Genomic DNA, 21,457 nt, shown 5'->3' with positions numbered 1-21,457 from the left:
TATGATTTCTGTCAATGAAAAATTAATTGTTACCAAGCAAGTAAATGAAATAATGTGTCGGTATGCCAAGCAAATCTTACTAAAAGATTTTTTCTACCACTTTTCATTTACTCACTTTTCAAAAAGATTTAATAAATTAAATACAGAAAATATAAATCCACTTTTAGAAACTTTAAATTACCATCAAGGAGATTTTAATTTGGATACGCTACCCGAAGTAATAAATTATTTAAATTATTTTTTAAATAGTTTAGATGAGCAGGATATGATGGCATTATATTTTTTATCATTGAATGAAAATTATTTTAAGTATAATGATGATTTTATTAAGCAAGAGTTTCAAGAGGATGAAGATTTATTTGAAATAAAATTAGGTAGAGAATTTGCATACAAACTTTATGAACCTGAAAAAAGTGGTTTAAGAGATGATGTAGAAAAAATGTTGTTGAAGAAAATTTCGAGATTGGCAAATGAATTAGATTTAAGTGTAATTACTGATGAATCAATTGAAGAAATTTTAGATGTAATTGAAACAATATCAAGTTAATTTAAAAGTAAAAAAAATATTAAATGAATCAAAAGGACTTCTAAGATGAAGTCTTTTTTTGTTCCATTTTAAGAATTGAATTCATAATTTGTTCAGAAATAATAAAATTTAGGTTGTCATGAAGCAAGCCATGTTTTTGATAGCAAAAACGGCTCCCTTCGGTCTCATGGCTTGGCAGGGTTACACCCCACACCCCGTTAAATTAAAATTGATTTTTTTATTTAAGATTATAAGATAAATCTAAATTTTGTTACTTTAATATTTAATTTAAATTCAACAGTTTTAACTCTTCAAGATAAATAAGATGTTATGTTTATTACTCGTAAATAAGTATTAAATTCTAATTAGACAATTTCTTTTTTTAAAATATTTATTTATTTTTGATTTACTTAAAATAGAAGATTATCAAAGCAATACAGTTTAAAAATTATACACATTATACTTATAGTTATATTTTAAAGAAGTATAAAGACAACGAAAATTTGATTCAATTTACTTCAGATGAATTGAAATCTATTATTTCATTATTATTTGCTATTCAATATCATGAACATGATGATAAAGAAAAAAATAAAGAAGTCATGAAATTTATTCTTAATGAAAAACATACTATTGTAAATACGACTCGGCAATTTGGTAGATTAGTTTTAGAAAATCTCGAAGATTTTAAATTGGAATATTTAAAATTTATACTAGGAAAGGAATATTATTTAAAAGAGATTTTAACTAACAATGATATCTTAGAATTTACAGATACAGTTTTATTAGATTACATGCCTTTAAGAAGTTTTGAATATGGGAAACTATTTTTACAAAAATTCACAAAGGAAGTTGTTAACGAAAATGAATCTAATCTTAATCAGCAAAAGATTCAAAATATTTTAAAAAAAGAACAGCAACCATTTAAGAAAATAGGTGAGCAACTAACTAAAGCAAATGAGTATAGTTTTTCTCTTCAAGAAAATATGTTGCTTGCTTTTACACTTAAACAAAAATTAATTGATACACGATGTAGTTCTTTGGAATATGGTTTAATCAGTAAAATTGCTAAGCAGAAAATCGTAGATTTAGTCAAAAATTTAGCAATTTATAAGAAAGTATTAAGTAAAACCTATTCATTAAATTGGAATTTAGCTAACGGTAAAAATAAAGGTAGAGGAGGGCCAAAATTATAATGACTTTAAATGAAGTAATTGAGATTCTTGAAAAATATGATAAAGTGAATTATAGTGTTATAAGGGAAGACTTAACATTTAACTATAATCAATTACAATCTTTTTTAAAAGACTTAAATGAAGTTGCAAATAAACTAAATGGATTTACCATAAAATCCAATTTATCAAGAAGAAGAGCTTTAATAGTAATTCTTCAAGAAGAATATTTTGAATTGAACACTTATGAAGCAAAAAATATAGATTTTAATGTTATTGAAGAAATATCAAAACAACGGTTTAATCAAAAGAATAGAGATAGAACAAAGTTTAATTCGCCTCAAGAAACGCATCCTAAAAATGCTTTTAAATACTATGGTGATGATATGAATAGCTTTCGTCATTATATGGAAGCGATTGAATTGTTAGCTTGTATGTCTGATTTTTATATTGATGGAAAAGAAGCTAGGGAAGACATAGTGCAACTTTACGAAAGATTACAGGTTTAGAAAATTCTACCGTACACTTTACTTGTACGATAGCCTTAGATTTTAAAATTAAACCCATTTAAATTTGTTCAATGAATGAATTTAGATGGGTTTTTTAGTTCATGTTATCGCTATCAAAAACCTAGTAAAATGTAATTATTATGGCAAGACCAAAGAGTGATGTGAAAGCATTAAAAGTTTTTCAAGTCAATATAAGATTAACTCTTGACGAACAAATATTTATTGAAAGTCAGGCTAATACTTATGGTATTTCTGTGGTGCAATATGTAAGGAGAAGGTCTTTAAATAAACAATTACCAAAGCAAGCTATTTCACCGCTTAATAGAGAATTTTTAGTTGAATTAAGTCGCATTGGGAATAACATTAATCAATTAACAAAAAAGTCAAATCAAAATGTTATTGATAGAAATGGTTTGGACATAGAGTTAAATCTATTAAAAGAAATGCTATACCAAATAAAAAGTAAAATTTTAGAATAGATGATTGGTAAACAAATAAAAGGAAAAGATTTTTATGGTGTTTTATCTTATAATCAAAAGAAAATAGATAAAGGACAAGGGTGTGTTTTAGATACCAACTTAGCTGCCAATTCGGTTGTAATGCAAACAAAAGAATTAAATGTAATTAGACAATTGCGCCCAAACTTATCTAAAGCAGTTTATCATACTTCTCTAAGTTTGCCCTATTCCGATACCCTTTCCGACCAAGAGTTTGCCAATTTAGCCAAAGACTACTTTGAAGGTATGGGCTTTGATGATAATCAATACATTATTTACAAACATACCGATCAAGATCATGAGCACATTCATATTGTAGCTAATAGAGTAGCTTTCTCAGGTAATGTGGTGAGTGATAGTCAAGATTATAAAAGAAGTGAAGCATTAATAAGGAAGTTAGAATTAAAATACAATTTAACGGTATTGGAAGAAAAAGAAGAATCTAATGTGCTATCTAAAGGTGAAATTGAAAAATGTTTACGAACCGGCGAAGAACCAGAAAGATTAGAGCTACAAAGAATTATTAATGAAATTATAAAATATAAGTTTTCCCTTTCTGAATTTGAAAAGCAACTTAAAGGCAAACAAGTAAATGTGAAATTCAATTCAAGTAAGCAAGGTGTAATATCTGGTATTTCTTTTGAGTACAAGGGAAAGACTTACAAAGGAAGTCAAGTAAATAGAAAACTATCATGGAATACTTTAAAAACAAAATTTGATGAACAAGACAGAGACCATTCAATTATTTTCCAAAATACTGGAAGAATTACAGAAAATCAACAAGCGACAAGACAATCTTTCGGAGCAACTGAGCGAAACAACCAAAACAGTAATCAAGAACCAAAAAGTGATTTGGGAGAAAGTCAAAAAGATAGAATAAATAAACAGCCATTCATAAGATTTAAAAGAAAATAAACTACAATGAAAGCCGAAACAGCATACAACGTAATACAAGCTCTTCCTCAACAGGAAGTCGAAAGGCTGTATAAAATGTTAGGTGTTGTTACGGCTACATTTACTCCTGTCAAAAAATCTAAAAAGAAACCGCTACTTTCAGATGCGGAAGCGACTGAATATCTTTTGAAGAAGTTGGGAGGGATTTAATAAAATTATAAATAATACTTACAAAATGATATTTATCCCTATTTTATGACTTAATTTTTAACAAATTTAAGTTGATTATATTGCCATTATCATAATATTTATTTTCTGTAATAATTGAATTAAAATATTGTTGTGAAGCTCTTAAAATATTTTGATTATTGATGTTTGTAATTAAAAATGGAACTATTTCTAATCCTAGAAATTCCTCATTTTTTTCAATACGTTCTACATCTTTAATTAACTTACTAAAATGTTCTTTAATCTTACTTATAAGTTTGTTTTCAGTTGTATTATTCTGTTTGTACATTTTAGTTTCAACTATAAAAATTCTATTACCATCTCTAAATATGCAATCAACCTCAATATCATTTAAGAATTTTTTATTTATTTCATATTTAATTCCATTTAAAAATAATTTGTTTTGAAGTGCGTCAAGAATTAAACCATCGTGATTTTTTACAATTTTGTATATATCTTCATGTAATTTATAAGGTACAAAATAGGTAAGTTCATTTGAACAAACAGGACATTTTAAATCTTTCAGTTTTTTTGGATTTAATCTTAATTGGAATACACCTCTATATGTTAATGGATCACAATGTGAACATTCAATAAAAGCATCGTCTTTTGAAGGTGCAATAATTTTTGAATCATAGAGTTCTCCAAAAAGCTTGATTCTAGATTGGAAATTATCTTCAGAATTTAATGTGTTAATTAAAATTTGATTGGTATTATAAAGATTTTTATATGAATGATTAACATAGAGTTCTTTAACAAATTTAACTCCTTCAAAAAATGTATTTATTGTATTTTCATTTATTAATTCATTGTTCTTACTAGGAATTAAAGATTGTCCAATACTAGTCTCAATTTCTTTAAAAGAATTTAAATTTTTTCCGATAAAGCCATATTTTTGAAGAAATTCTATTGTTTTAACTTCTCTATTTTCTTCATCTGCAGCTACTTTTAAAATAAATGACAAGAATTTCAAAGGCTTTTTTTCAATATCAAGCATTAATCTTTCTATTGACTTTTTAAATTTTGAGTCAAAGAATTGTTCTATAAGAGGTTTAAAATATTCAATTTTCTCGTTTAGTAAACTATCAATTTCTACATTGTAAATTTCACTTCTAGTTTTGATTGTATCAAAAAATTCATTTTGATTATCTTGTGCATTAGAAACTATAATTCTATTGGTTGAAAATGTGAATGGAGCTTTATCTTCACCAAAAGTTTTTGTTTCTAATAGTTCTTCTTTTGAAAGTAAGAACAAATTTTGACATGATGGATTATTCCAAAACAAATGATAGAATTTATTTTTTATAATTGACATTTTGAATTACTATTTAAATCAAAGAATCTTTAATGGTTTTAAAATTTGCTAAAGTACTTTCAATATTTTCAATAATATCTTCTAATAACATTTCTGGTTCTGGTAAATTTTCTATATCTATCAAACTATCATCTTTCAGCCAAAAAATATCTAAATTAGTTTTATCTCTCTCAATAATTTCATCATAAGAATATTTTCTCCAACGCCCTTTTGTATTTTCAGTTGACCATGTCTCGGAACGTTTATTTTCTGAACCAATATTATAACAATCAATAAATTCTTTCAAATGTTTAAACGCAATTTGATTGTTTTTTGGAGTATGATGAATATTGGTTCTATAATCATAAAACCAAACTTCAGATGTTCCATTCTTTTTTACATTTTTCTTTTTTTCAAAAAATAAAACATTTGATTTGACGCCTTGAGCATAAAAAATTCCTGTTGGTAATCTTAATATTGTATGTAAATTAACCTCATCAAGCATTTTTTTTCGAATAATTTCACCTGCTCCTCCTTCAAAAAGAACACTATCAGGCAATACTACTGCAGCTCTACCGTTTTCTTCTAACATTGATACAATATGCTGAAGAAAAGCTAATTGTTTATTACCGGTTGTAACCCAAAAATCTTCACGTAAAAAATATCCATCTTTTTGTGCTTGGTTCTTGTCTATTGTTGGTATATCGCTACTACTTCTACCAAAAGGTGGATTTGCAAGAACAATTTTTACTCTTGGAATTTCTTTACCAACTTTTTGCGGATTTAAGCTGTCAGAAACTTGTATATCGGGTGTTTTTTTTAAGTCTCCAATTCCATGTAAATATAGATTCATTAAACATAACCTCGCCGTTGCCTTTTCTATTTCCCAACCATGAAATGTTTCAAATTTTAGAAAATTTTCTTTATCCTCTGTTAACTTATTATTTTCACGTATATAGTTTAGGGCACCTAAGAAGAAACCTCCTGTACCGCATGATGGATCAGCAATTGTTTCCATAGGTAAAGGCTTTATACATTCGACCATTGCCTGTATAACTGGTCTTGGTGTAAAATACTGACCAGCACCGCTATTTTCTGCATTTTTTTGAAGTAATGATTCATAGATTTCCCCTTTAATATCTGCATTTGTAGATGACCAATTTTCTTCGTCAATTAAGAGTAATAATTTTTTAAGCTTTACGGAATCATGAATTTTATTTTGAGCACCAGCAAATATTTTTTCAAGCATACCACCAGATTCAGCCAATGTTTTTAATATTTCTTCATATTGTTCAAGCAATTCACCCCTTGAATTTTCTACTAATTTTTTCCAGTCACATATTGCAGGTAGATTATACTTTGTTGTATTCTCATCAGCCATTTTAAGGAAAAGTAAATAGGTTAGCTGTTCAAGATAATCATTGTATCCTAAACCGTCATCTCGTAATGTATCACAGAATGACCAAATTTTAGTTATTAAATTATTTGTTGACATATTTTTATATTTCTGAAATTATTTTTTCTTTATCTAAATCAAAATGAATATAAGAAAAAGGAAGGTTAATAAATTTTTTAATGTGAATTAAGTATTCTTTTAATTCTGTGGATGGTTCTACATGGGAAACTAACACAATGCTTTCCGCTTCATTTACATTAGGATATAAGCAATACTCTAGTAATTGCCCTAAACCTTCTCTAATTGAAGAACGCAAGCTATTATATGTTTTTATTTCATAAAAAACAAAACCTGTATTTGTTTTTCTGGTTATATCAATTCGCGAAGCTCCATAAGCTGTACATTCTCTTTTAACGGCATTTTTACCATATTTGTTTTGTAAAAATTGTAGGAATTTTTTTTGTAGAAGGTTATGTTTAAATTCTAATTCAATATCTTTTCTATTTCTCTTTCTTTTTCCTTTTGATTCAAGTTCTGCTTCCTCACTACCTGAATTATAAAATGAAAATTTAGTTTTGATGTTTTCTTTAATTTTTTCTGTTACATCATTTTTAAAATCCATTAATAAATATCTACTCGATGGAATTTCATTAGGATTTTCTACTAAAATTAAATCATTAGGTATTTCATTTATTTGTGATGCTTTAAATTTAATATTAAATAACTGCTGCGCTCCTTCGTCAATCCATGTGTCTAACTGTTTTGAATCTAAACTAAGATTATATAAATCTGATTTCATTTCATCATACCAACCTTCATTTTTGTAATGAACTAATACTTTTTCAGATTCTTCAGTATTAATAACTTCTACATCTTTTAGTGTTGTTACCCAATAGTTTTGATTTGAATCAGAATCTCTAGTATATAATAAAAGGTCAAAAAGTTTCGCTTGATATTTAGTTCTAAATTTATGGATAGGCTCCAGAAATCCATATTTATAACCATCAATTATTTTATTTCCATCAAAAAGCCATTCCTCGTGCCCAAATCCATTCTCTTTTTCAAAACTAGGGTGTTTTGATTTTCCTGAAAGACCAGATGGCTTTATCCAACCATTATTATTCCATGTTATTCTACAGATTTTAGATTCTTTAGACAAAATTCTCTTTAAATGATTATGATTAGATAAATGTTTATTTATGTATGCTTTACTCTCCTCAATAAGCTTATCCCAATTATATTCATCTATATTATCAAATGAAATTTTTGGCCAACTCCAATTTACTATTTCCTTATATTCTTGTAATAATTTAATTTTATAATCTGGCAGTCTCTTAGTAGTTTCAAAATAACCATCAAGTTTGTACCCAATAAATTTATTAGATCCATTAACCTCGACATTAAAAAAAATGTCTTTATCCTCACCACTGTAAATTCTTGGCCAGAAATAAGGTTTTATTTTAGCTACATGACCATTTAGCCAATTACCATCCTTGCGAAGTTTAAAGTCATCAATTAACAATTCTTCTGCCCAATATTTGGCTTTTGCAATTATTGGATATAATTTTTGTCCATAATATTTATGTTCGGAATTAGCTTTTCTATAGTCTGTATTAACGATTGAGTTGTAAAATGCTAATTCTTCTTTTGTAAAAAAGTTATACCCTCCTTGATAGTATTTAATTTCAAAACCTAAATCTTCAATATATTTTCTTATTGTATTGTTTGATTGGAAGTCAAGTTCTTCATTAGTAGCTAATTGATATGCTAATCTAATTAAATATTTGAACTGATATTCTTTATTATTTACTATGACATAATATTGACTCCAAACAAAATTTTTAGGAATACCTTGTTTATCAATTATTGATGCAGATTTAATAATATGATTTTTAGTTATAACATCCAAAATCATCTTGATTTATATTAAAATTGTTGTGACAAATCTATCCAACCAATTAAATCCTTCGAGTTTAGAATAAAATCTTACACAAGATTTAACTGTTGAACTATATGGTCTATCAGGATTTTTCACATAATCCATTAATCTTCTAAAACAAGATGCAACAGCTAATCTTCTTGCTCTTTCATCTGGTGCTGAATCAATTAATTCTTTGATTTCAAGTATTTCTCTTTCACAATCTTTCCAACACATTAACCTTTCTTTGTTTAGTTGTTCTAAATCAAGATGATAATAAAAAATTGATTGTAATACCCTTTCATTCTCATAATCATTTAATCCTGCACTTATTGCTTCACCATTAGAATCAAACGCTAATAAGCTTACGTCTTCTTGACTAAATGGATCTAACAAAATTGGAATTTCACAATTAATATTTTCTTCATCATCAGCTATTCTACCCACATCATTACAATCCAATGGAAAATAATCACCTTTACCATGAGTCTCTTCACAATCTCCAAGCCTATCTCTTCTAATCTTATTAGCTAGCCCCCCTGATAATCTATAATTACTCCATTCGTACGCTAACCACCAATAACCATTTTCTTTTAGTATTGTTGATTTGCTATTTGGATCTTTAAAATCATTTTTTTGTTTTGATTTACCTTTTGGTCGAAAATGATCAACTTCAAAATCACTATTTCCAATCGGAGCTTCAGAATACCAGCATTTATTATTTGATAATGTCAACATAATTGGTTGAAGTTGATTCCACAATGGATTATTATTAATATGATTCTTTTTTTGCAATAGATTAAAACCTTCCATTGCATTTATTTGGGCTTGTCTAACTACTTCCCAACCAAATGTTTCAACTTTTTCCCTGAATTTATTTCTATCAATATATCTCATTTTTCTTTTTCTTCTTTTAAAATTTCTTCAAGGACTTCTTTCGCAATTTTATCAAGTTCTGCAGCTTCATCTTTGGTATATTTCCTGTTAATAAATTCTTCATAGTTACTAGTCAGCTTAAGATATTGATTATATCTACTATCAACTGTTTCATCATTAAATCCGATACTATCAAAATATTTTATTAATCTTTCAAATTGGATTTTTTCATCTTCTTGCAGAAGTCCTTGAGATATTTTAGCTTGAAAATATCTCTTTTGATTTAATAAATCTTCTAATTTTTTACTCATTAAAGATGGTATACCAAACAATTCACTTGTTAATATTTTTGAAACGCTCATTTCTCTTGGGCTAATATTAGGATTAAAAGCTTCTGTTTTTCCTTCTTTATTTTTTTTAAAAATTTGTACTTGATTCTTTTTTAAATTTCCAATAACTAATGGGTCATGTGAACAAAATATAATTTGAGTATTCTCTTTACGCTTTACAACTTTATCTAGATAATCTAAAAATTTCCATTTCCACATTGGGTTTAAATGTGTGTCTGGTTCATCTAATAAAATAAGTGATTCTTCATCATTTGTAAATTTCAATAGTCCTAAAACTGAAAGCAACTGTTTTTCACCTTCGCTTAACTCAGACATTGATAGTTCACCATTAACTCCTTCTTTTTGAACTTTAATTTTTACGTCATGTAACATATCTGATATATGAATACTTTCAAGAGCGTTAAATAATTCAATCTTGTTTTTGTACTTGTATTCAATTAAATCCAAGAATGTTTTTTTATCCTTTAAATACAAATATAACCTATCTTGTGTCTCAGCCTTTTTATAAGACACTTCAATACGTTCTTTATATTGTATTGGTGCATAAGAAAATTTCAATAATTCTTCAAGTAAATTTTTAACAAGTCCTTTTGCTCCCCATAAAAGAGAATTTTTGTTTTTCCTTGATTTTGCCCAAATAGGCTGTTTAAGCATAAAAAGTGCTGAGCCAAAATCATTTATTTTTAACTCCTCTTTTAAAAAATTAATCGTCTCATCATCTTCACTTTGCTCATCTTGGAACATAAAAAATGCTATAAGTGCAAAATTTGCATGAATATTTTGTGCAAGAAATATTCTCCTTATAGTATCAAATTTTGTAATTTCAGCATCTTTTTTTATAATCTCTTCATAATAAAGTTTTTGATGAGGAATATATAAATCTGCTAATCTGTCACTAATCCCAGAATAATAAACGAAAATATGCTTAGGTAAATAATAATCAATACTTTTTGTGAATTCAGTTGTAACTGATTTCCCATTTACAATAAAATTATATTTCTCATTCTCATAAGTTATTTCTATATGATTATTTCTGCATTCATATTTAATATAAAATTCAAAAGGACTTTTTATTTTTTTATTATAGTTATAAATAAGATCTAAATCTCGAAAAACAATTACAATAGCTTCAAGAAAATTTGATTTACCTGTAGCATTAAGACCAAGTAAAACTGTTTCCCAAGCATTTTCATCTATATCTATAGTAAAATCTTCAAGATTCTTAAAACGTGATTTTATGTGTACTTTGTCTATTCTCATTTTATTAAAGATAATAATGATTGACTATCCTTTTTAACTTCTTTGACCTTGCTTTGAATATCTTTTAACTCTTTATAAAAATCTTCAATATTATTTTTATGCTTACTTTGTTTCCAAACATCTGTTGAAAGCATAGGCTTATCTGAAGCTTCAAGAACCTCTTCAATACTTAATCCCTTTTTCATCTTCTCTCTTTTTTTGGGTGTTTTTTTCTTTTCTTTTTTTTGCTCTTCTAAGATTTTTTTCTTTTCAACACTAATTATTTTTAATAATTCCGTTGCTTCAACATCATTAAAATCTTGTTCAACTAATTTACCGTAAATTGATTTTCTTAAAATTGATTTTTTTATAATATTGCTCTTAAAAATTGTATTCTGAATAGTTTTTTCAAGATTTTCAATTATTGAAAATTGTGAATCCATTTCATCAGTAATAAAATTAATTTCTTCCTCAGTTGAAGGTATAGGGACAATTGTGTTTTCAATTATTCCAAGATTTAAATTTGGTTGAGCTCCACCAACCGCTTGCTCTCTTAACTCTGTATAATTTTTAGTAAAATAAAACTTTAAATATTTTCTTAATTTTTCTTCACTACCTCTTTGAACAATTGCTGCAATAGCCTGGTTAATTGTTGAATCGAAAGCAAGTTCAGAACATTTACCACGTGTTTTCCCTTCTCCGTATAATGCAACTAGAAGTGTTTTTTGAGGATATATTTTAAGATTTGTCTCTTTGATGGCCCTTTCTGTGACATAATCTGATGGTTTATTAATCATCCAATTATTTAATGCACCACTAGTTACCCATGGAATATTTCCATTTTTGTAATAATCTGAATTACTTTTTAATGGAGTTGTACCTGTCCCAACAAAAGATATATTAGCTACCTTGGTTAATTTCCAATTTTTTGGAATTTTATTAAAAAAACTATAATCATCTTTAGTAACATTTATTTGTTTTTCTAGTTTTGGTTTTTTTGGTTTTTTCTCATTTTTTTTCAAATCATTAATTAAAATTTTCCATTTTTCCAGCTCTTCTTTATAACGATTTTTACGTTCACTTTCAATAAGTTGTAATAGATTTTCAGCTGATTCTGATTTATTTTCTTTTCTTAAAGATTCTGTTAATTTTCCATTAAACGCATGTTTCAGCAAAGTTTGTCTATATACTTTAAGTTTATTTTGTGTAAGTTTAAGGTTTAATATTTCATTATCTAAAGCACTAAAAAGTTCATCAATTTTTAATGCAATTCTAATTTGTTCATTTAATGGAGGAACAGGAATTTTTATAGTTGACAAATTTCCTCTAGATATTCTTTTTCTGGTGGTACCAGTTTGCATTTTTTCTATTTGCTTTCTTATTTGTGGGGAGTTTATAAAATGAGTAAGATAGCGGCTATCTACTCCATTTTGTCCAGTTCTTATTATGGCTACATCAACAACTGTAACATATTTTTCTTCATCAGTATAAGGGAAAACACAAGCTCTTCCTAATGGATCTGGCATTCTAGCTACTAAGATATCACCCTTCTTTAAAAATGTACAATTAAGCTCCAAAGCTCTTTCTTTGGTCATGTATCTATCGGAACGATTTCTGAAAAAACCATCCCCTATATCTGCTAGTTGAATTAATCTAACTTCTCCATCTGGGTTTTGGTCTTTAGTTTCAATCCAATCACCGTCTTTGAATATACCATCCTTCCCATCAATCAATTCCTCAATTGTAGCAACTGACCATCCTGTGGGTAAATTATATTGTTCTTGTAGTTCTTTCATTTTTAATCCTCTAAATGATTTTAGAAATTATACGATTTAAACTAGTAGTTAAGGCTACTACTGAGATGATTATTAAATTTTACTAATTATTTTTTCATTGATTCGTTGATACGCTAGATCATTATCATACTCAATATCTGGTCTAAGTATCGTAAAGATGTCTTTTCGAAATTCATCATCTTTCATTTTTTCTTCCATATTTGCTACAAACATTTTATTCGTAGGATTTACTCCATCAGAAAAATTGATGTATTCCTTATAGCATTGGATTAACTTACCTTCATCAATTTCAAGATTTGAAAGTGCTACATTTAAATCGAATAAATCTCTTCCTTTCCTTCTTTGATATAATGCTCTTAATTTAGTTCCTAATAATTCTTCAACATGATAGGTGTTAATCATGCATTTTCCAGAAAACCAACCATTATTTACTTCAAACGGTACTTGTTGTAATCCTAGCACAGTAAAATGTTCCCTACAATTGATTTCAATTTTCAGTCGCATTTGTATTATCGGTGGTATTTCGGTTTCAAAGCGATAGGTTGCCGTGTTGTTGTGTATGCTTGTTTCTATATTTCTTTTTGTACCTAAAAATGGGGCCAAGACTTCTCTAATTCTTGATAAAATAGGTTTTATTGGACCTGTTTTTATTTGTACTAAATCTATATCTTCTGAATATCTTGCTTGCGGCTTTAGAAATAGTTTGTGCAAGGCTGTTCCACCACGAAAAGCTAGGTTTTCATTTAAAAATGGGTCGGCAAATATTTCTACAATTGCTCTTTCAATGATAAGATCTTGTTCTATTTGTCCGTTCTCTGGCCAAGGTGCAAACTCACGCCATTCTTCTATATATCTTCTTGGAATCATAAATCGCTCTCAATATTAATATTGTTTATAATACGCCATTTGGTATTAGTAATTCCTTTTTTATTCTTCCCTGGCATTAAGGGTATGTTTACTCCTTTTTTATCTGCTATTGTATTATAAACAACTTGACTTAGTTTTTCATTTTCAAGTTCATATTCTAATAAATAACCCAATCGTTGAACGGCTGCAATTTGTGAATAGTTTTTAGCTGTTTTTGCTAATGAACTTGGTTTTATTACTTCTACTAATTCTTTTAAAATAGTAATCACACGATTCATTCCTAGTTTTTCAACATAGTAAAGTAAATCTAAAGCTGTCAGTTCTGGAGAAGAAACATTTATATATCCGGCTTCCGTTTTTACTTTTTTAATATCTTCTTTGTTCCACTCATTTTTTACTAAAAAATTTATTTTTAGCTTTTTATTTTTAATATCTCGTAAAGCTGGCTTCTCTGTAATTACGAATGTTTCCATTGTTTGTTGATGTGATGCTCCGTGAATTGCAGCCGCAGAAATTAAACCCAAATAATAGTTTTTCTTTAGCGATACCATCATGTCATCTAGATACATGTTACTTGGAATTACACCATATCTCGAATATTCTGCTGGGAGTATAGTATAGAAGCCTTTACGTATTTGAACAATCTTATTTTTTACTTTAAGTCTATATAGGCTTTGAAGAATTGCTTTATCTGTTACCTCTAATTTATCTTTTAGTTCTTCAAGTGTGAAAGCATATCTTCCTTTAGCTCTTACACTGTCTATATATTCTTCTAAATAATTATATGTTTGATTTCCTATCTTCACTAGTTTATTTTGTTTGCTATTTACTACACAATGTGTAGTGTTACGCAAATATAATATATTATATACTAAATAGTATATTTAATGGTTAAAAAAAATACTAAATGGTTTACTAATTTTCGTATATAAATTATTTAATTAAGATAAGAAAGAACTCAGGAAAAACACCTGTAGAAAACAAAGAAATCTATTATCAATATTTAAAAATTAATAGAGTTTATTAAAATATGTTTATATTTTTTAGTAATAAATAATCTTTTAATTTATAAAATTTATATTCATGTTCAATTTATACTTTAGTATTTATAAATACTTCGAATAATCATCAGGAATATAAGCATTTATCTCTCTTAAATATTTACGTAAAGCAGTTTTTGTAGTGTGCCCTGTAATTGACATAATGGTTGATTCAGCTTCTTCAGGAGTCATTTCTTTTATGAAAGTATTGTAAAGCTTGGTTATAAAAGTGTGTCTAAAGCTATATAATCCATAGTCTTTACTTAATCCAAACTTCTTTTTCACTTCTAAGAAATAATCTGAATAATCATTTCTTCGGCTAGTTTCATTGGCTTCCCAATATTGCCCAAAATCTTTTCTGCCAAATAGATAAGCATCTTTGGGGTAATTAGATAAATCTGGAATCTCATCAATTAAGAGTTGAGGAATTCTTTTTAATTGAAATCCAGTTTTGGTCTTTATTTTTAAAATTTTATCCTTTAAATCAATATCAGCAATTGTAATTCGATTCACTTCTACGGGTCTTAAAAAATTGTAAGAAATGAATTTTACATATAAAGACAATAACTTGTTGTTTTTATCTAAATACGTAAAAATTTTAGACTCTTCAGCACTAGAATAGGATTTGTTCTTTTCAGGATTCGTTTTTAGTATAGGAATGTTTTGAACAAAGTTTTGTGTTATAATTTCATTTTGTTCTAAAGTTGAAAAAATAGTACTAATGTCGGCACGAGTATTGTTCCTGTTTTTAGCTGAAGTAGCAATTAAAATTTCATTCAAATAAGTAGTTATAACCTTTTTATTCACAGAATCAATTAATCGATTCTTAAATCCATTTTCATTTAACCATTTTTCAAAGCGTTTTATTCTTCCTTCAAGTCCTTTATAAGAGGTTAAGGCTAGAGTGTTTTTTTTAATGGTAAGAGCAAATTCAAAAGCATCTTGTATTGATTTTCCCTGTTGCTCTTCATTAAAACTAAATTTGTTTTCTGGGTTATAAGGATTGAAACCATCTTTTAGAAGTACTGATAAATTACGCTGAATAGTTTTTAACCATTCAATGCGTTCTTTTTTATCAAAATGTTGTGGAGCATAAATGTTGTTAGGATATCTTTCCAAAGGGCCATCGATTATTTTTCTAAATGAAAAATAAACATACCAACGCTTGGATAAATCCCCATTTGCGTCATATAGTTTAGGTTCCGAGTATCTTTTCTTTTTTTTCAAATCGTGTTCAAAATCGTGTTCAATGTACAAAAATTTCAATAAACTAGACATAAAAAATGCGGGATTAAATTGCTCTAATCCCGCATAAAATCTAATTTTCACGATTTTTATAAACCTAGTAGCGAAGACGGGAGTTGAACCCGTGACCTCAGGGTTATGAATCCTGCGCTCTAACCGACTGAGCTACCTCGCCATTATGTTTAATTGTGCATCTCTTAATGCGGGTGCAAATATATAATTATTTCTCTTTAGTACAAATATTTTTTTATAAAATATTTTCTAAATAAAAATCTATTTTTTTCTTTTTGGTTTTTAAGATTATTCTCTATATATTTCCAAAATAAATTTTTTAAAATGGAAGTTAAGTTAAAATACGAATTAGAATTCCCAATTCATGCCTCGCCTTCTTTATTATACCAATATATTTCAACTCCTTCTGGTTTATCTGAATGGTTTGCAGATAATGTAAATTCTAGAGGAGAACTTTTCACATTCATTTGGGATGACTCTGAAGAAAAAGCCAAACTGATGGCCAAACGTTCTGGTGAACGTGTGAAATTTCGTTGGCTAGATGAAGATGGAGGAGATACTGATTATTTTTTTGAGATTAAAATCATGGAAGATGAGATAACAAAAGATGTATCTTTAGTTATAGTTGATTTTGCGGAAGAAGACGAATTGGAAGAGTCTAAATTACTATGGGAAAATCAGGTTTCAGACTTAAAACATGTTTTAGGTTCTGTGTAAACTAAATTATAAAGAGTATATTTGTCCCGATTTTTTAATCGGGATTTTTTTTTAGCTATGGTAAATTATAATGGAACTATTCTTGAGAGTAGTAGTGTCAATATTGAAGATAATAGAGGTTTTTTATTTGGAGATAGTGTTTTTGAAACGGTAAAGGTTTTAGATAATAAGGTTCTGTTTCTAGAAGATCATTATTTTCGTTTAATGGCTTCTATGCGAATTTTTAGAATGGAAATTCCAATGAATTTTACAATGGAGTTTTTTGAAGAGCAAGTTTTATTATTGGTAGACTCTTTTAGATCTATTTCTAACTCTTGTAGGGTTCGTTTTTCTGTATTTAGAAAAGATACAGGTTTTTATTTGCCTAAAACAAATGATGTTGGTTATGTGTTAACAATATTGCCTCTGGAAAGCGATTTGTATTTTATTTCTGAAAAATCTTATGAGGTAGAACTTTATAAAGATGCTTATGTTACAAAACAATTATTTTCATCTCTTAAATCGAATAATAAAATTATCCATATTACAGGAAGTATTTTTGCGTCTGAAAATGGTTTTGATAATTGCCTTCTTTTAAACGATGAGAAAAATGTAATTGAAGCCTTGCAAGGTAATTTATTTATGCGAATGGGGAATACTTTAATAACGCCTCCTATAACTGATGGTTGTTTAAATGGAATTATGCGAAAACAAATTCTAAACTTTGCTCAAAAGTTAGAAGGTTATGATGTTGTTGAAAAATCGATTTCTCCATTTGATTTACAAAAAGCAGATGAATTATTTGTAACAAACGTTATTAAAGGTATACAACCTATAACAAAATATAGAAAGAAAACATTTGAAATAAAAGTAGTGCATGAACTATTGATAAAATTAAATGCTTTTGTGCGATTTAATTAAGAATAGGATCTGAAGGAGCATTTGAAAATAGTACATATTCACCACCTTGCTCGTTAATTTTTTGTTTCCAAAAATGTTGAGAAGATTGCGATAATAATTCACTCTTTTTATCATTGTTTGTAATAATCCAAGAATTTTCTTTTAATTCATTTTCTAATTGACTTACTGCCCAGCCACTATATCCTAGAAAAAAACGGATATTGTTTTTTGAAATATCACCTTTGTTAATAAGTGTTTTTGTTGTTTCAAAATCACCACCCCAATAGATTCCGTTAGCTATTTCTATGCTACCAGGAATAATGTTTGGAATATTATGAATAAAGTACAGGTTGTCTTGTTCAACAGGACCACCATTGTAAACTTTAAAATTAGCCTCTATTTCTGGTACTAAGTCATTAATAGAGTATCCTAATGGTTTGTTAAGAATAAAGCCAACAGATCCTTCATTATTGTGTTCTGCTAATAATACTACTGAACGATTGAATGAAAAATCTCCTAAGGTAGAAGGTTCTGCTATCAGCAAATGTCCTTTTTTGGGTAAAACTGATATCATAAGCAAATTATTTTTAACTAAAATTATCAAAAAAAGTTTACAAAATCAAATATTTTTTGATATAAGTCAAAAAAAATCCCGCAAAAGCGGGATTTTATATTTTGAGTAAATAATAGTTATTAGTTTACTGCTTTGTCTAATTCAGCACCAGATTTGAATTTAACTACATTTTTAGCAGCGATTTTGATAGTTTTACCAGTTTGAGGATTTCTACCATCTCTTGCAGCTCTTTTTGATACTGACCAAGAACCAAAACCTACTAATGAAACTCTTCCGCCTGTTTTCAAAGTTCCTTCAACGTTGCTTAAAAATGATTCTAAAGCTAATTTAGCAGCTGCTTTTGTAATTCCAGCAGAAGCTGCCATTGCATCGATTAATTCTGACTTGTTCATAATAAAATTGTTTATTAATTTTGGTTAAACTTAATTATTTAAACACAAATTTACTCGTATAACTGAATTGTGCAAGTGTTTACTAGGATTTTACCTTAAAATGTTAATAAAACACGTGTTTTGTTAATAACCTATATTAGTTTTCATTAAAATTACACTTTTCTCAGTGTTAGCAAGGCTTAAAAAGCTATTGCATTTTCTGAAAATTGTATTCCGTTTAATAGTTCTCTCGATTCCATTTTTCTCTTGCCTGGAAATTGTAAACTACTTATATGAAGGTATCCATCATGTGTAGCTATTTTAATTTCTTTTTTTGTGGTGAAAATTTGTCCAGCTTTAAAATGGTGGGTTTCGTGTTCAAATGTAGCATCATATAGTTTAACATTCCACTCATTGTCGTTGTCTTTAATAAAAGTCCAAGCAGCTGGGTATGGATTTAACCCTCTAATTAAATTATAAATTTGGATTCCTTTTTTGTTCCAATCTATTTTACAATTTTCTTTATTTAATTTGTAAGCCGTTTTTATTTCTGAAACATCTTCTTGTATGGTTGTTTTTACATTTCCTTCAGAAATCACTTGTAAAGTTGCTAAAACAGCTTCGCTTCCTATATGCATTAATCTATCATGAAGTTCACCTACGGTTTCAGAGTTTTTAATTTGTGTTTCTCTATGTAGGATCATTGCACCAGTGTCAATTTTATCATCTATGAAAAAAGTAGTTACACCAGTTTTTGTTTCCCCATTTATAATTGCCCAATTAATTGGTGCTGCTCCTCTGTATTGAGGTAGTAGAGAGGCGTGTAAATTAAATGTGCCATATTTTGGCATTTTCCAAACCACTTCTGGAAGCATTCTAAAAGCTACCACAACTTGTAGGTTGGCTTCAAGACTTTTTAATTCTGTTAAAAAATCTTCAGACTTTAAATTAGTGGGTTGTAATAATCGTAAGTTTTTTTCTAGTGCAAATTCTTTAACAGCACTTGTGTTTATTTTTTGCCCTCTACCAGCGGGTTTGTCAGGTGCAGTTATAACACCAACAATTTCATAGTCGCTATTGTATATTGTGTTGAGAATGCCAACTGCAAAGTCAGGAGTTCCCATAAATACGATTTTTAATTTTTCCATTATAATAAATAATATTGATTGTAAGGATTAATTGCTATTATATTCTTTTCAAGCAAAGTTTGAATGGCAAAGATAACTTGTTCTGAACTTATAGTTAGTAAGCTTTCTATTTCTCTAGAATTTAATTTTTTTTCTTTAAGTAATTCAATAATTTGATTGATTAGCTCTAAATTAACATTGTTTTTTTGAGAAATACAATAGGAGCAAATACCACAATTTTGGGTTTCTTTTTCATCGAAATAGTGCATCAATAGTTTGTTCTTACATTTTTCTTTCGAAATGTAATCTATAACACTTTTCAATTGACTTATTTTTAATTCGTTTTGTTTTTCAAGTAATTTTGAAATTCGATTAATTGTTAATGCATCTTCTCTAACTTCGTTAAAAGTAATTCGGCTATCGTTATTCTGTATTTGCAATGTAATACAATGGTTTTTTTCTAATTCTAAGATTGTTTCTAGTACTTTTTTTTCATTGGTACTAGATTTTTTAGCAATTAAAGTACTGTTTATTAGTGTTTCTAATTCAAAAATACCTGGATAGGTTCTTAATATAGTTGTGATTATATTTTCCGATTTTGAGTTTAGACTCATGTATCGAATTACTTCTTTGCTTGGAATGATAAACTGCAAACTTATTTTCTCTGAAAATTCATTTTGAAGAGTAATTACGGCTTGTCTGTCTAAATATTGTAAGGCATTAAATGTTTTTAAAATAGGGAAGTTGTATTGGGTACAAAATTGATTAAGGTTAAAATTAAACTGCTGGTTAAAGCCTTCTCCATACGCAATTTGAAAATAGTTGTTTAGTTTGATGTAGACTTCTTTTAGAAACACTTTGTCTGGAAGTGACTCTAAAAATTGTTTTTTTGCAACTTCAATGTCGCCTACGCTTACTAATAAAAGACCAAAAGCTTTCTCGTTATTTCTTCCAGCTCTTCCTACTTCTTGATAATAGTTTTCTAGATTTTCTGGAAGTTGCATATGAATCACAGTTTTTACATCAGGTTTGTCGATTCCCATTCCAAATGCATTTGTGGCCACAATAGTTTGTACTTCGTTTTGCATCCAAAGCGACATGTTTTTTTCTTTTTCTTTTATGGGTAAACCACCATGGAAATAAGTACTAGATAACCCGATTTTTTGAAGTTGATTTGCAATTTCAATAGATGCCTTTCTATTGCGTACGTAAATAATACTTGATTGTGGGTTTTTTGTAAGTATTTGTCTTAGTTTGAAAATTTTGTCTTCAGTTTTAACTACATGATAGGCTAAATTGGAGCGTGTAAATGATTTTTTAAAAACTTTGGGTTGCTCTAGAGCTAAATTTTCAATAATATCTTTTTGAACTCGTACTGTAGCGGAAGCAGTTAAAGCTAAAAAGGGAACCTTTGGGAAATGAGTTTTTAATTGTTTTATTTTTAGATATGCAGGTCTAAAATCATGTCCCCATTGGCTTACACAATGTGCTTCATCAATTGCAATTAAGTTTATAGGTAATTGCTTTAAGCGTTCTATTACCCAATCTTGTTGAAGTCTTTCAGGTGAAAGGTATAAGAATTTATAGTTGCCATATTCACAATTGTCTAATAATTCTATTGCGTCATTTTGTGAAATGCCACCTAAAAGAGCTATAGCTTTTATGTTTTTGCTTTGTAAATTTTGAACTTGGTCTTTGATAAGTGCTATCAAAGGAGAAATAACCATGCATAATCCTTTATTTTGCATACCAGGAATTTGATAACATATAGATTTTCCTCCACTGGTAGGTAATAATGCAAAAGTGTCATTCCCTTTTAAAACAGAATTAATAATTTCTTCTTGAAGATCTCTAAAAGAGTCATGTTTCCAATATTTTTGAAGAATTTGTAAAGATTCTGACATTCTTTAATTTAAATAGCTTTGGCTAA

21 protein-coding genes and 1 tRNA gene are annotated in these 21,457 nt (G+C 28.0%); 8 read left to right on the top strand and 14 right to left on the bottom strand.

The features are described from left to right. Position 1: 1 nt before the first annotated feature. From FIA58_RS06100 to FIA58_RS06075, 6 genes are all read left to right on the top strand, one after another. The gene (locus tag FIA58_RS06100; protein WP_140961223.1) at positions 2-547 is read left to right on the top strand and encodes a hypothetical protein; all 546 of its coding nucleotides are present in this window, start codon (positions 2-4) and stop codon (positions 545-547) included. Between the two features lie 482 nt (positions 548-1,029). After that, on the top strand, positions 1,030-1,722 hold the full coding sequence (locus FIA58_RS06095) for a hypothetical protein (RefSeq protein ID WP_140961221.1): 693 nt from the start codon (positions 1,030-1,032) through the stop codon (positions 1,720-1,722). After that, a complete protein-coding gene (locus FIA58_RS06090) occupies positions 1,722-2,207 on the top strand; it encodes a hypothetical protein (protein WP_140961219.1) in 486 nt (161 codons plus the stop codon). The genes FIA58_RS06095 and FIA58_RS06090 overlap by 1 nt, the downstream gene beginning before the upstream one ends. A 140-nt stretch (positions 2,208-2,347) precedes the next feature. Next, positions 2,348-2,686 (top strand): plasmid mobilization protein, encoded by a 339-nt coding sequence (locus tag FIA58_RS06085; RefSeq protein WP_140961217.1) that lies wholly within the window; start codon positions 2,348-2,350, stop codon positions 2,684-2,686. Beyond that, positions 2,687-3,619, top strand: a complete 933-nt coding sequence (locus FIA58_RS06080) for a relaxase/mobilization nuclease domain-containing protein (protein WP_140961215.1) — start codon at positions 2,687-2,689, stop codon at positions 3,617-3,619. A gap of 6 nt (positions 3,620-3,625) precedes the next feature. After that, complete coding sequence (locus FIA58_RS06075) at positions 3,626-3,808, top strand: hypothetical protein (RefSeq protein ID WP_140961213.1); 183 nt, start codon at positions 3,626-3,628, stop codon at positions 3,806-3,808. 43 nt (positions 3,809-3,851) lie between these two features. Here the strand turns inward: FIA58_RS06075 and FIA58_RS06070 are convergent, their stop codons facing one another. The 10 genes from FIA58_RS06070 to FIA58_RS06025 form a co-directional block, all read right to left on the bottom strand. Next, positions 3,852-5,141, bottom strand: a complete 1,290-nt coding sequence (locus tag FIA58_RS06070) for a hypothetical protein (RefSeq protein ID WP_140961211.1) — start codon at positions 5,139-5,141, stop codon at positions 3,852-3,854. Between the two features lie 13 nt (positions 5,142-5,154). Further along, complete coding sequence (locus tag FIA58_RS06065; RefSeq protein WP_140961209.1) at positions 5,155-6,615, bottom strand: class I SAM-dependent DNA methyltransferase; 1,461 nt, start codon at positions 6,613-6,615, stop codon at positions 5,155-5,157. A 4-nt stretch (positions 6,616-6,619) separates the two neighbouring features. Next, positions 6,620-8,431 (bottom strand): hypothetical protein, encoded by a 1,812-nt coding sequence (locus FIA58_RS06060; RefSeq protein WP_140961207.1) that lies wholly within the window; start codon positions 8,429-8,431, stop codon positions 6,620-6,622. A 6-nt stretch (positions 8,432-8,437) separates the two neighbouring features. After that, complete coding sequence (locus tag FIA58_RS06055) at positions 8,438-9,331, bottom strand: hypothetical protein (protein ID WP_140961205.1); 894 nt, start codon at positions 9,329-9,331, stop codon at positions 8,438-8,440. Next, positions 9,328-10,920 carry an AAA family ATPase gene (locus FIA58_RS06050; protein WP_140961203.1) on the bottom strand — a complete coding sequence of 531 codons (1,593 nt, stop codon included), beginning with the start codon at positions 10,918-10,920 and terminating at the stop codon, positions 9,328-9,330. Before FIA58_RS06050 ends, FIA58_RS06055 begins: the two co-directional genes overlap by 4 nt. After that, positions 10,917-12,695 carry a restriction endonuclease subunit S gene (locus tag FIA58_RS06045; protein ID WP_140961201.1) on the bottom strand — a complete coding sequence of 593 codons (1,779 nt, stop codon included), beginning with the start codon at positions 12,693-12,695 and terminating at the stop codon, positions 10,917-10,919. The genes FIA58_RS06050 and FIA58_RS06045 overlap by 4 nt, the downstream gene beginning before the upstream one ends. 72 nt (positions 12,696-12,767) lie before the next feature. Then, positions 12,768-13,562 carry a nucleotidyl transferase AbiEii/AbiGii toxin family protein gene (locus tag FIA58_RS06040; protein ID WP_140961199.1) on the bottom strand — a complete coding sequence of 265 codons (795 nt, stop codon included), beginning with the start codon at positions 13,560-13,562 and terminating at the stop codon, positions 12,768-12,770. Continuing rightward, a complete protein-coding gene (locus tag FIA58_RS21625; protein ID WP_140961197.1) occupies positions 13,559-14,368 on the bottom strand; it encodes a type IV toxin-antitoxin system AbiEi family antitoxin domain-containing protein in 810 nt (269 codons plus the stop codon). Before FIA58_RS21625 ends, FIA58_RS06040 begins: the two co-directional genes overlap by 4 nt. A gap of 300 nt (positions 14,369-14,668) precedes the next feature. Continuing rightward, complete coding sequence (locus FIA58_RS06030) at positions 14,669-15,931, bottom strand: tyrosine-type recombinase/integrase (RefSeq protein WP_140961195.1); 1,263 nt, start codon at positions 15,929-15,931, stop codon at positions 14,669-14,671. 17 nt (positions 15,932-15,948) lie between these two features. Then, positions 15,949-16,022: transfer RNA gene (locus FIA58_RS06025), tRNA-Met, on the bottom strand. Between the two features lie 161 nt (positions 16,023-16,183). Here FIA58_RS06025 and FIA58_RS06020 point away from each other — a divergent pair. Both FIA58_RS06020 and FIA58_RS06015 read left to right on the top strand, forming a co-directional pair. Next, positions 16,184-16,576, top strand: coding sequence for an START-like domain-containing protein (locus FIA58_RS06020; RefSeq protein WP_140961193.1), 393 nt, complete (start codon positions 16,184-16,186; stop codon positions 16,574-16,576). Positions 16,577-16,633: 57 nt separating this feature from the next. After that, positions 16,634-17,476, top strand: coding sequence for an aminotransferase class IV (locus FIA58_RS06015; protein WP_140961191.1), 843 nt, complete (start codon positions 16,634-16,636; stop codon positions 17,474-17,476). On the opposite strand, the gene FIA58_RS06010 is transcribed toward FIA58_RS06015, so the two are convergent. From FIA58_RS06010 to FIA58_RS05995, 4 genes are all read right to left on the bottom strand, one after another. Further along, positions 17,469-18,029, bottom strand: a complete 561-nt coding sequence (locus tag FIA58_RS06010) for a YqgE/AlgH family protein (RefSeq protein WP_140961189.1) — start codon at positions 18,027-18,029, stop codon at positions 17,469-17,471. The genes FIA58_RS06015 and FIA58_RS06010 overlap by 8 nt on opposite strands. Before the next feature lie 119 nt (positions 18,030-18,148). Then, a complete protein-coding gene (locus FIA58_RS06005; RefSeq protein ID WP_317167881.1) occupies positions 18,149-18,436 on the bottom strand; it encodes an HU family DNA-binding protein in 288 nt (95 codons plus the stop codon). Positions 18,437-18,600: 164 nt separating this feature from the next. Further along, complete coding sequence (gene fmt / locus FIA58_RS06000) at positions 18,601-19,548, bottom strand: methionyl-tRNA formyltransferase (protein ID WP_140961185.1); 948 nt, start codon at positions 19,546-19,548, stop codon at positions 18,601-18,603. Further along, the gene (locus FIA58_RS05995; RefSeq protein WP_140961183.1) at positions 19,548-21,431 is read right to left on the bottom strand and encodes a RecQ family ATP-dependent DNA helicase; all 1,884 of its coding nucleotides are present in this window, start codon (positions 21,429-21,431) and stop codon (positions 19,548-19,550) included. The genes fmt and FIA58_RS05995 overlap by 1 nt, the downstream gene beginning before the upstream one ends. Between the last annotated feature and the right edge of the window lie 26 nt (positions 21,432-21,457).

It is taken from the genome of Flavobacterium jejuense, assembly GCF_006491595.2.
Lineage (GTDB): Bacteria > Bacteroidota > Bacteroidia > Flavobacteriales > Flavobacteriaceae > Flavobacterium > Flavobacterium jejuense.
Note: the sequence above shows the minus strand (reverse complement) of the source record. Positions and strands in the feature narration are given on the sequence as shown.

Bases quoted from the DNA above. Each gene is read 5' to 3' on its own strand.
- FIA58_RS06100 (WP_140961223.1), top strand. From the start codon at position 2: ATGATTTCTGTCAATGAAAAATTAATTGTTACCAAGCAAGTAAATGAA.
- FIA58_RS06090 (WP_140961219.1), top strand. From the start codon at position 1,722: ATGACTTTAAATGAAGTAATTGAGATTCTTGAAAAATATGATAAAGTG.
- FIA58_RS06085 (WP_140961217.1), top strand. From the start codon at position 2,348: ATGGCAAGACCAAAGAGTGATGTGAAAGCATTAAAAGTTTTTCAAGTC.
- FIA58_RS06080 (WP_140961215.1), top strand. From the start codon at position 2,687: ATGATTGGTAAACAAATAAAAGGAAAAGATTTTTATGGTGTTTTATCT.
- FIA58_RS06075 (WP_140961213.1), top strand. From the start codon at position 3,626: ATGAAAGCCGAAACAGCATACAACGTAATACAAGCTCTTCCTCAACAG.
- FIA58_RS06070 (WP_140961211.1), bottom strand. From the start codon at position 5,141: ATGTCAATTATAAAAAATAAATTCTATCATTTGTTTTGGAATAATCCA.
- FIA58_RS06065 (WP_140961209.1), bottom strand. From the start codon at position 6,615: ATGTCAACAAATAATTTAATAACTAAAATTTGGTCATTCTGTGATACA.
- FIA58_RS06060 (WP_140961207.1), bottom strand. From the start codon at position 8,431: ATGATTTTGGATGTTATAACTAAAAATCATATTATTAAATCTGCATCA.
- FIA58_RS06055 (WP_140961205.1), bottom strand. From the start codon at position 9,331: ATGAGATATATTGATAGAAATAAATTCAGGGAAAAAGTTGAAACATTT.
- FIA58_RS06050 (WP_140961203.1), bottom strand. From the start codon at position 10,920: ATGAGAATAGACAAAGTACACATAAAATCACGTTTTAAGAATCTTGAA.
- FIA58_RS06045 (WP_140961201.1), bottom strand. From the start codon at position 12,695: ATGAAAGAACTACAAGAACAATATAATTTACCCACAGGATGGTCAGTT.
- FIA58_RS06040 (WP_140961199.1), bottom strand. From the start codon at position 13,562: ATGATTCCAAGAAGATATATAGAAGAATGGCGTGAGTTTGCACCTTGG.
- FIA58_RS06020 (WP_140961193.1), top strand. From the start codon at position 16,184: ATGGAAGTTAAGTTAAAATACGAATTAGAATTCCCAATTCATGCCTCG.
- FIA58_RS06015 (WP_140961191.1), top strand. From the start codon at position 16,634: ATGGTAAATTATAATGGAACTATTCTTGAGAGTAGTAGTGTCAATATT.
- FIA58_RS06010 (WP_140961189.1), bottom strand. From the start codon at position 18,029: ATGATATCAGTTTTACCCAAAAAAGGACATTTGCTGATAGCAGAACCT.
- fmt (WP_140961185.1), bottom strand. From the start codon at position 19,548: ATGGAAAAATTAAAAATCGTATTTATGGGAACTCCTGACTTTGCAGTT.
- FIA58_RS05995 (WP_140961183.1), bottom strand. From the start codon at position 21,431: ATGTCAGAATCTTTACAAATTCTTCAAAAATATTGGAAACATGACTCT.